This window comes from Ruminococcus sp. (genome assembly GCF_016287535.1).
GTDB lineage: Bacteria > Bacillota > Clostridia > Oscillospirales > Ruminococcaceae > Ruminococcus.
The window spans coordinates 1-10032 of sequence record NZ_JAEFAJ010000046.1 but is presented as its reverse complement, the minus strand read 5'-3'; the positions used below and the strand labels follow the sequence as shown (position 1 = coordinate 10032).

Below are 10032 nucleotides of genomic sequence, written 5' to 3'. Positions count from 1 at the left end.
TATCAAAAAACTGCAAAGACAGGCTATAAATATGGATGACCCGTATATAAAACGTTATTCTGAGCTTGCAGAAGAACTTGATGTGGCCATTGCCGTAACGCTTCTGGAAAAGCATGAGCCGAAGCCGAGAAATACGATATGCTTGTTCGACAGGCATGGCGTGCTTAAGTATCGTTATTCCAAGATTCATATCTGTGATTTCGGAGAAGAAGGCGATGAGAGTATCCTTGATGCGGGCGATGAATTCTTTGTGGAAAACCTTGATACGAGAGAAGGCGTTATCCGTGTTGGTTCAATGATTTGCTATGATCGAGAGTTTCCGGAATGCGCAAGAGTGCTGATGCTGAAAGGCGCAGAGCTGGTTCTTGTACCTAACGCATGTCCTATGGAAATTAATCGCTTATCACAACTTAGAGGCAGATCTTTTGAAAACATGTTTGCTATCGCTACTTGCAACTATCCTGCACCTCATCCGGACTGCAACGGCCATTCCACATTGTTTGATGGTGTTGTATATATTTCAGAAATGCCCGGTTCAAGAGACACCTGTGTATTTGAGGCCAGCGAAAAAGCTGGTATCTATCTTGCAGAACTTGATGTAGATCAGTTGCGCATCTATCGAAAGCAGGAAGTATGGGGAGTGAAGAACCGTAGACCTGAGTTATATGGAAGCATTAGTGAGAAATAACATTATTTCAAAAATATTCCCCTTACTATGCAGAATTGTCTTTTCTTTTAATATATAAGAACAAAAGCTCCCGTAATGAGGGAGCTGCCAGTCTGTCGAAAAAGCCCAGCAAAGCTAGGCTTTTACCAATTTTTGAGTTATAATATAAAGGAAGGAGCTGAGCATAATGCTGAGAGAAAACAAAGTCGAACGAGATCAAAAGGAGTTTTTCTGCATAGACAGTTTTGTACCGTAGGATCATCTTCTGCGTAAAATTGAGGATGTTGTGGATTTCAGTATCGTTTGTAATATGATATTTTATACATATATCAACTTGACTTTTCCTGCCAGATATTCCTAAACTGCTGCTATTTTAGTTTCAGCTGTATATTTTTTAGTATGTCGTATTTTTATTGATTCTATTCCTTCTGTCTGTGCACGGCCAACAAGCATTCGGAATCGTTGTTGATTTATCCCATATTTCTTTGCAATTGAACGATAGCTACCTTCTCCATTTATGTATTCTTGTACTGCCGCAATCCGTTCTTCATACGTAAATCTATTTCGTCTTGAATATTATACCCACTTAGATTTTTCAAACTTTTTTCGTGTATACACTCTAAGGAGGGTTATATCAATTATTGTTGTGCAGCTTGTTTTTTCTATTAAATTTGGGGCCTCTTTACGAGGCCCCGTGTTCGTTTTGGGGACTGAGTTTTTTTACAGCCCCTTTACATTTTTACTTTTTAAGGTTAGCCTTAACAGTCTTAACAATGTTCTCAGCTGAGAGGCCAAACTCCTTGAGGAGAGCCACAGCAGGACCTGAGTGGCCAAACTCATCATTAACACCAATCTTGACAACAGGAACAGGACAACACTCTGTAACTGCATCTGCAACTGCTGAACCGAGACCACCTATAACACTGTGCTCCTCGGCTGTAACGATGAGACCTGTCTCCTTTGCACACTTGCAGATAAGCTCCTTATCAAGAGGCTTGATAGTGTGAATATTAACAACTCTTGCAGAAATGCCATCTGCCTCAAGTGTTTTTGCAGCTTCAACAGCTTCGTTAACCATCAGACCTGTAGCAACAATGGTAACATCCTTACCATCCTTCATGACAACGCCCTTACCAAGCTCAAACTTATAACTTGCTGCATCATTGATAACTGGTACTGCAAGTCTGCCGAAACGCATATAAACAGGGCCGTTGAAATCAAGAGCAGCTCTCACAGCAGCCTTTGCCTCAACATCATCGCATGGATTAATTATAGTCATGCCTGGGATAGTTCTCATAAGAGCGATATCCTCATTGCACTGGTGTGTAGCACCGTCCTCACCTACTGAGATACCTGCGTGTGTAGCACCAATCTTAACATTTAGGTGTGGGTAACCGATAGAGTTTCTTACTATTTCAAAAGCTCTGCCTGCTGCGAACATTGCGAATGTGCTTGCAAAAGGTATTTTACCACAAGCTGCAAGACCAGCAGCAACGCCCATCATATTTGCTTCTGCAATACCACAATCGAAGAAACGATCGGGATAAGCCTTCTTGAAAATGCCTGTCTTTGTAGCAGCAGCAAGGTCTGCATCGAGAACTATCAAGTCCTTGTATTCCTCGGCAAGCTCCTTAAGAGCCTCACCGTAACTTTCTCTGGTAGCCTTTTTGATAACATCTGCCATGATAATTAGTCCTCCAATTCCTTTAACTGCGCGCTGAGCTCAGCCATTGCCTGCTCATACTGCTCCTGATTTGGAGCTGTACCGTGCCAGCTTACCTGATTTTCCATGAATGAAACGCCCTTGCCCTTTGTAGACTTCTGAATGATAGCTACGGGCTTGTCCTTTACAGACTCAGCTTCTGTAAAAGCTCTGTCAATGTCGTCAAAGTCATGAGCGTTCATTGTGATAACATGCCAGCCGAAAGCTGCAAATTTATCAGTGATAGGCTCAGGTGAACATACCTCTGCGATAGGACCATCTATCTGCAAGCCGTTGTTATCAACGATAGCAACGAGATTTGTGAGTTTTTTATGAGCTGCGAACATAGCAGCCTCCCAAACCTGTCCTTCCTCAATCTCGCCGTCACCGAGAATAGTGTATACCTTATATGACTTACCGTCAATCTTACCAGCGAGAGCCATTCCGGCTGCTGCGGATATACCCTGTCCGAGTGAGCCACTTGACATATCAACACCTGGAATATGAATACAAGGATGTCCCTGAAGAAGTGCGCCTATATGACGGAGGGATTTAAGCTCGTCAACAGAAAAATAGCCTCTCTGTGCAAGTACTGAGTACAGCGCAGGAGCCGTATGTCCTTTTGAAAGAACGAATCTGTCTCTGTTGGGAGCGTCAGGATTCTTAGGATCATTGTTCATCTTGTTGAAGTAGAGATAAGTGAGAGTGTCGCTTATCGAGAGCGAACCGCCCGGGTGACCTGATTTAGCGTTATAAGTGCCTTCTATAACGCCCATTCTTACCTTGCAGGCAGTTTTCTGCAATTCCTTTTTAAGCTTTGCGTCCATATTGACCTCCAATATTTTATTTAACGGCTTATGCCGTGATCTGCTTTTTTGGGAGCAGGGGCAGGCGTTCTCCTCCATCCTGAAATGCGAAACCCAGACGGACGGTCCCACCCCTGCGGGGTTGGCTATACCAATATTATACCGCAATAATTGAGTGATTGCAATGCATTTTTTGCTGAAAATGTAAATTTAATATGTACATTATCTTACAGCCATCATAATCAGTACAATTACATAAAAAATAAAAAAGCCTGTACACGCCACAGCAGGTAGTGCTATGAGCATCTTATTCTGTCTTTCATGTAGAGTTCCTCTCAATCTCAGTGCTTTCATGAGTAACAGAGAGATTACCCACATGGGTATAGTAAATACTGCCAGAGCAAGAGTTGCAGCGTCCTCGAGAGTAAAATTCATGGTCTCCTCCGAGCTTTTACCGCTCACTCTACTGTATACCAGCAGTCCGATAAGCCCCAGCAAACATATTACTGCGACTATGTATACTGTTATTGCCGCCTTCTTTTTCTTCATTGTTCTACTTTCTGCACCTTTCGATTATATATTCTATAAGCTCCGAAACTGCTCCCTCGTCGTTGGTGCGCTCAAGAATAAGGTCCGCCTTTTCCTTTACGGATTTTTCAGCGTTTGCAGGACAAGCTCCCAAATCGGCTTCGACTATCATCTCTATATCATTATCGAAGTCACCAACTGACACAAATGTACAGTCTTCCATACCGCTGAGCTTTCTGTATTCCGCAAGGGCTGAACCCTTGCTCACTCCCGAGGGGAGCATTTCAAGAAATATATCCGAAGACTTGACATAATCAACGCCCTCATGTCCGAGCTTCTTCACAAGAAGCTCCATGTGCTCCACATCCTCAGGGGACATGGAGAAAAGCACCTTCAGCCAGCCACCATCCTCTATTTCTTCAAGTGCGGCATAGTTTGGAACAATGCCGCAAAGCCTTGTGTGCAGTTGCTGATAATCAGTATTGCTGAAAACATAGGTGCCATCGGTTTTCAGGACCTCTCCACCCGCCTCAGGCATGAGCTCAAGAAGCTCTTCAACATAACTTCTCGCTTCAACTGGGAGAGGGTGAGTGTATAATGTTATTCCGCTTTTATAGTCGTGAATGGCTGCTCCGTTATACATTATTATCGGATAGCCAAGCGGAAGTATGCTGAGAAATTGTTCAAATGACTGAACAGTACGTCCTGTCGCTACCGTGAAACGTCCTCCCATAGACGTAAAACGCTCTATTGCAAGGCGATCAGTGTCAGTTATTCTCTTATCCGTACTCAAAAGAGTTCCATCAAGATCACTTAACAGGATAACTTTTGATATATCTTCAAACAAGGATATTCCTCCTACATCTTTTCGAGCCTTGAAAGTATGGCTAAAAAGTAATCAGGCAACTCGCTCTCAAACTCCATATATTCGTTAGTCGTTGGGTGGATAAATCCTATTTTTCGAGCGTGGAGGCACTGTCCCTCTATGCCCTTGTATGGCTTTCCATAAACATCGTCGCCCAATACTGGATGTCCGATATAGCTGAGATGCACTCTAATCTGGTGGGTTCTTCCCGTTTCAAGTCTGAGTCTTACATGTGCATATCCACCGTACTGCCTTATTACACTATAATGAGTGACTGCGTTACGTGAGTTCTCAGTAGTTACACACATCTTCTTGCGTTCGGTTTTGTGACGTCCTATGGGAGCATCAACCGTGCCTTCAGTCTCCTTGAAGTAGCCACAAGCTACAGCTTCATACTCACGTGTAAAGCTGTGAGCCTTTATCTGCTCTGCAAGCTTCAGGTGAGAAGCATCGTTCTTAGCTACTATGAGTAATCCGCTTGTATTCTTATCTATTCGATGCACTATCCCGGGACGGATAACACCGTTTATACCGGAAAGACTTTCTCCACAATGATGCAACAAAGCGTTCACAAGAGTTCCTGTATAGTTCCCGTGCGCAGGGTGTACAACCATTCCTTTAGGCTTATTCACCACGAGAAGATCATCATCTTCATAAACTATATCAAGTGAAATATCCTCGGGAACTGCATCCATAGGTTCGGGTTCTGGTATTTCAACAGATACCTCATCACCTACTTTAAGCTTACAGTTCTTGCTTACCTCTTTGTCATTCACAAGTACAAGGCCTTTTTCAATTAGTCCCTGAACTGCAGAACGTGTAAGCTCAGCAATACGATCAGAGATGTACTTGTCAATACGAATTCCCGCATCCTCAGCCAAAGTTTTCAGCAAGACCTTATCATTCATCCGATTCAGCTTCCTTCTTTGCTTTTTCAGCTTTTTCTATCTTTGGATCAATGAAAAGTCCATACCATATGAGCATGATGAATGCAAAGGTAACACATATGTCTGCAACGTTGAATATAGCGAAGCGAAAGGGCTTGAACTCAAACATATCCACCACATACGCATAACGGAAACGGTCTATAAGGTTTCCTATACCACCTGCGATAAACAGGGTTATAGCTACATTGAGGAATTTCGAACGTCGATACATCTTTATAAGTAGAAATACCCCCAGCAGCACTATTATGCTGGTGAAGCCCACCAGGAACCATCTCTGTCCGGACATCACGCCAAATATAGCCCCCTCGTTCTCGAGGTAGGTAAGATCGAATAATTTGAAATCGCCAATACGGATAAAGTCCATTGTTCCGACGGGCTTGAGCTCATGTACCGCCCAGTATTTTACAATCTGATCGACTGCAACGAGCAGCACCGTCAGCAAAGTGAGTATTACCGCCATGTGTTTTATCCTTTCAATAAGACTGCCTGCCGACTGAATGAGCCGACAGGCAATATAGTACAAATCAAGCTTCTACTGCGATAGCGCATCTCTCGCAGAGAGTAGGATGTGTATGATTTGTGCCAACGTACTTGCTAAAGCACCAGCAACGCTCGCACTTTTCACCTTCAGCCTGAGCAACAGTATAAACTGTTTCAGCACCATTCTTTTCAACCTCTACCCCAGAAACGATTAGAATATCTTTAAGCTGATCAGCGATAGCAACATACTTATCGTAGTCTGCGTCACTGCTCTTTATGATTATTTTAGCCTCAAGAGACTTACCGATAGTCTTTTCATTTCTTGCGTCCTCGAGAGCCTTGTTTGCTCCAAGACGAGTATTGTAAATGAACTGCCATTTGTCAATGAAGTCGGCCGAGAATTCAATGCCGCTCTTCTCAGGCATCTGATTGAGGAATACACTCTGAGTGTCATCACATGCAGAGTGAGGCATGAACTGCCATATCTCCTCAGCTGTGAATGAAATGATAGGTGCGGCAAGTCTTGTTATCGCACTGATAATACGGTACATTGCCGTCTGAGCTGCGCGGCGGAGAACTGAATCCTCCTTCTCGCAGTAAAGTCTGTCCTTGATTATATCAAGATAGAAGTTTGACATATCTATTACACAGAAGTTATGAAGTGCATGAAGTGCGATATGGAAATCAAACGCCTCATATCCTTCCTTCATTTTGTCTATGAGATTGTCCAACTTCATAAGAGCCCACTTGTCAAGCTCTGTAAGTTGATCGTCGCTTACGCTGTCATTGTCTGGATTGAAGCCAGCGCCGTTACCAAGATTACCCAGTATGAAACGAGCAGTATTTCTTATCTTCTTATAAGCATCAGAAAGCTGGCCGAGAATAGGTTTTGAAATACGGATATCACTGTGATAGTCGGAAGAAGCAGCCCACAGGCGGAGAATATCAGCACCATACTGCTCTGTTATCTCACTCGGATCGATACCATTTCCGAGAGACTTATGCATTGCCTTACCCTCACCGTCAACTACCCAGCCGTGGGTACATACAGCTTTGTAAGGGGACTGTCCTTTGTATACTACTGAAGTAAGCAGCGATGACTGGAACCAACCTCTGTACTGGTCAGCACCCTCGAGATAGAGGTCGGCAGGCCATGAAAGACTCGGAAAATCCTTGCCTTCCATAACAGAAGTATGTGATACTCCGCTGTCGAACCATACATCCATGATATCATATTCCTTTGTGAATTCGCTGCAGCCGCATTCACACTTTACATTTGCGGGTATAAATTCCTTTGTATCCTTAATCCACCATGCATCGCTGCCCTCCTTACGGAAAAGCTCAGAGATAGCGGAGATTGTTTCGTCATTACATATAGGCTTACCGCATTCCTTACAGTAAACAACAGGTATCGGTACACCCCATGTTCTCTGACGTGAAATACACCAGTCGCTTCTGTCACGAACCATACCCTTTATTCTGTCCTCACCCCACTCAGGAATCCACTGAACAGACTCTATAGCCTTTATTGCCTCATCCTTGAAGCCGTTTACAGAACAGAACCACTGCTCGGTAGCTCTATATATGATAGGGCTGTTACATCTCCAGCAGTGAGGGTACTGATGGACGATCTTCTGAGTAGCAAGCATAGCACCGAGCTCTGTGAGCTTTGCAGCGATAGCCTTATTTGCCTGATCAGTGTCCATTCCCTCAAATTCGCCTGCTTCTGCAGTCTGTTTGCCCTTTGAGTCAACACATACAATAATACCGATATCGTCATACTTCTTGCATACCTCAAAGTCCTCGACACCATAACCTGGAGCAGTATGTACACAGCCTGTACCGCTTTCAAGAGTAACGTGATCGCCGACAATTATAGGTGACAGACGGTCATAGAGAGGATGCTTTGTCTTCATTCCCTCAAGCTCTGCGCCTGTGAAAATATGGTCTGTGGTATACTCTGTGATACCAGCTGTCTCCATAGTAGTCTTGACAAGTTCCTCAGCCATTACGTAATACTCATCACCTACATGAACAAGAGTATAGTTGTACTCAGGACCAAGACAGATAGCAAGGTTGCCCGGGATAGTCCATGTAGTTGTTGTCCATATAACGAAATATACCTTTGAAAGATCAAGTCCAAGTCCCTTGAAGATACCCTTATCATCAGTTACATTGAACTTGACATAGATAGAATAGCATGGGTCATTTGAATACTCAATCTCAGCCTCAGCAAGGGCAGTATTACAATCAGGGCACCAGTAAACAGGTTTTAATCCCTTATACATATACCCTTTCTTTACCATTGAACCGAATACCTCTACCTGCTTAGCCTCGTACTCAGGACGAAGGGTAAGATAAGGATAGTCATAATCTCCAAGTGAACCGAGTCTTTTGAAGCCCTTCATCTGATTTGCAACCTGAGTCATAGCGTACTCGCGACAATGCTTTCTGAGATCTACAGCAGGAATAGCACCGTTTTCAACACCTATAGCCTTCATAGCCTTAAGTTCAATAGGAAGTCCGTGAGTATCCCAGCCGGGAACATACGGAGAACAGAATCCGCTCATATTCTTGTACTTAACGATGAAGTCCTTAAGAGACTTGTTAAGGGCATGACCAAGGTGAATCTCGCCATTGGCATATGGAGGTCCGTCATGAAGAACATAAGAGGGCTTGCCCTTGTTCTTCTCTATCATCTTGTAATAAAGTCTTTCATCTTCCCACTTTTGGAGAGTTTCAGGCTCTCTTTTCGGCAGATTTCCGCGCATTGGGAACTCTGTCTGCGGTAAATTAAGGGTACTGTTATAATCCTGTGCCATACTATCCGATCTCTCCTTCAAAAATTCGGAGAGATCCTCCTTTCGATCTTTTTGTTAATGATTATTCCTCAACCTCTGAAGCAACTGCTGATGCAATCTCTTCAGCTGTCTCAGCTTTCTCCTCTGTCTCCTCTTCCTCTGTCTCGTTATCAAAGGTCTCAGGCATAGAAGAAATGAGTTCGAGATGGCTCTTGTACATATCGAAGAGGCTCTTCTTGAAGTCTGCTACCTGCTGCTGAGCTTCGATGAGAGCTTCCTTTTCCTTTGCTATCTCCTCGCGGTTCCTCTCCATAGCCTCGGCATGCTGACGTACAGCCTCGTCCTCGAGGGCGTCTGCCTTTGCCTGAGCCTCTGCGATTATCTGCTCGGCCTTTTCGTTAGCCTCGTTGAGCACCTGATGTCCCTGCTTCTGAGCTCCGAGGAGAGCGTCCTTGAGAGCGTCCTCGTCTCTCATATATTCTCTTACCTTATCGGCAAGTACCTGTATCTTGCTGTTTGCCTCCGCACGCTCGCGCTCCATCTCGTCCAGCTCAGCCTCAAGCTGATTGAGGAATTCGTCTATTTCCTCCTGCTTGTATCCGAAGGCTGCTTTTTCAAATCTCTTGTTTCTGACATCCTTTGAAGTTATCATTTCAATTCACCTCTAAATATATTTCTTTAAGATAATGTGTATGCGGTCTTTCTTTGTATGACCGTTTATTTCGGAAAGTACAAATCTTCCATAGCCCCTGATTGACAATATATCTCCGCCCCTGAGTTCATGGGAGACTGATGGAACGGGCAGGTGATTGACCTCGACTCTGTCCGTGCGGATAAGTGCCGCAGCCTTTTCACGGCTGAGCTTTGCAGCGAGCCCGACTATACAGTCAAGGCGCAGCGAAGCGACTGTTCCGCATATTTCCTGAAACTTCTGAGCGTTTTCGAGTATAAACGGCTTGTCATCGGCGATCTTCACGCCGACTCTGCCTATTTTGGATATGCTGCCGCATATGTGCTTTGCAGCGACTCCGGTGACGAATATCTGCGCGGTCCCCTCCGAGACCACTATATCGCCTATGACCTCGCGCTTTAGCCGGAGCCCCATAAGCGATCCGAGGAAATCCCTGTGAGAGAGCTTGTCCTCCTCCCTGTATGTAAAGGTAAGGCAGACAAATGGGAATTCCCCGAGGATATAATCCTCGCAGTAATCGGGATAAATCGCCAGCATCCTGCGTC

General features: G+C 44.4%; 10 protein-coding genes and 1 pseudogene. 1 reads left to right on the top strand and 10 read right to left on the bottom strand.

Annotation, left to right across the window (positions count from 1 at the left end):
- Window positions 1–688 (top strand): carbon-nitrogen hydrolase family protein (locus tag QZZ36_RS12725; protein ID WP_295082411.1); only part of this gene is annotated, 688 nt, incomplete at its 5' end.
- Between the two features lie 336 nt (window positions 689–1024).
- Here QZZ36_RS12725 and QZZ36_RS12985 read toward each other — a convergent pair.
- The 10 genes and pseudogenes from QZZ36_RS12985 to QZZ36_RS12680 all read right to left on the bottom strand — a co-directional run.
- A pseudogene (locus QZZ36_RS12985) lies at window positions 1025–1225 on the bottom strand (helix-turn-helix domain-containing protein); the annotation flags it as partial.
- Window positions 1226–1406: 181 nt separating this feature from the next.
- The gene (locus QZZ36_RS12720; protein WP_295082409.1) at window positions 1407–2351 is read right to left on the bottom strand and encodes a transketolase family protein; all 945 of its coding nucleotides are present in this window, start codon (window positions 2349–2351) and stop codon (window positions 1407–1409) included.
- A gap of 5 nt (window positions 2352–2356) precedes the next feature.
- On the bottom strand, window positions 2357–3196 hold the full coding sequence (locus tag QZZ36_RS12715; protein ID WP_295082406.1) for a transketolase: 840 nt from the start codon (window positions 3194–3196) through the stop codon (window positions 2357–2359).
- 201 nt (window positions 3197–3397) lie between these two features.
- Entirely contained in the window at window positions 3398–3724 is a 327-nt protein-coding gene (locus QZZ36_RS12710; RefSeq protein WP_295082403.1) for a hypothetical protein, read from the bottom strand.
- Window positions 3725–3728: 4 nt separating this feature from the next.
- On the bottom strand, window positions 3729–4550 hold the full coding sequence (locus tag QZZ36_RS12705; RefSeq protein WP_295082400.1) for a Cof-type HAD-IIB family hydrolase: 822 nt from the start codon (window positions 4548–4550) through the stop codon (window positions 3729–3731).
- A gap of 11 nt (window positions 4551–4561) precedes the next feature.
- A complete protein-coding gene (locus tag QZZ36_RS12700; protein ID WP_295082397.1) occupies window positions 4562–5476 on the bottom strand; it encodes an RluA family pseudouridine synthase in 915 nt (304 codons plus the stop codon).
- Window positions 5469–5975 (bottom strand): signal peptidase II, encoded by a 507-nt coding sequence (lspA, locus tag QZZ36_RS12695; protein ID WP_295082395.1) that lies wholly within the window; start codon window positions 5973–5975, stop codon window positions 5469–5471. Before lspA ends, QZZ36_RS12700 begins: the two co-directional genes overlap by 8 nt.
- A 64-nt stretch (window positions 5976–6039) precedes the next feature.
- Window positions 6040–8817, bottom strand: coding sequence for an isoleucine--tRNA ligase (gene ileS / locus QZZ36_RS12690; RefSeq protein WP_295082391.1), 2778 nt, complete (start codon window positions 8815–8817; stop codon window positions 6040–6042).
- A 61-nt stretch (window positions 8818–8878) separates the two neighbouring features.
- Window positions 8879–9448: a DivIVA domain-containing protein gene (locus QZZ36_RS12685; RefSeq protein ID WP_295082380.1), complete on the bottom strand. Its 570-nt coding sequence runs from the start codon at window positions 9446–9448 to the stop codon at window positions 8879–8881.
- A 12-nt stretch (window positions 9449–9460) separates the two neighbouring features.
- Window positions 9461–10032 (bottom strand): YlmH/Sll1252 family protein (locus tag QZZ36_RS12680; protein WP_295082375.1); only part of this gene is annotated, 572 nt, incomplete at its 5' end.

What these genes read in the sequence shown, in the direction of transcription:
- QZZ36_RS12720 (WP_295082409.1), bottom strand. Translation starts at nt 2,351, where the DNA reads ATGGCAGATGTTATCAAAAAGGCTACCAGAGAAAGTTACGGTGAGGCT.
- QZZ36_RS12715 (WP_295082406.1), bottom strand. Translation starts at nt 3,196, where the DNA reads ATGGACGCAAAGCTTAAAAAGGAATTGCAGAAAACTGCCTGCAAGGTA.
- QZZ36_RS12710 (WP_295082403.1), bottom strand. Translation starts at nt 3,724, where the DNA reads ATGAAGAAAAAGAAGGCGGCAATAACAGTATACATAGTCGCAGTAATA.
- QZZ36_RS12700 (WP_295082397.1), bottom strand. Translation starts at nt 5,476, where the DNA reads ATGAATGATAAGGTCTTGCTGAAAACTTTGGCTGAGGATGCGGGAATT.
- lspA (WP_295082395.1), bottom strand. Translation starts at nt 5,975, where the DNA reads ATGGCGGTAATACTCACTTTGCTGACGGTGCTGCTCGTTGCAGTCGAT.
- ileS (WP_295082391.1), bottom strand. Translation starts at nt 8,817, where the DNA reads ATGGCACAGGATTATAACAGTACCCTTAATTTACCGCAGACAGAGTTC.
- QZZ36_RS12685 (WP_295082380.1), bottom strand. Translation starts at nt 9,448, where the DNA reads ATGATAACTTCAAAGGATGTCAGAAACAAGAGATTTGAAAAAGCAGCC.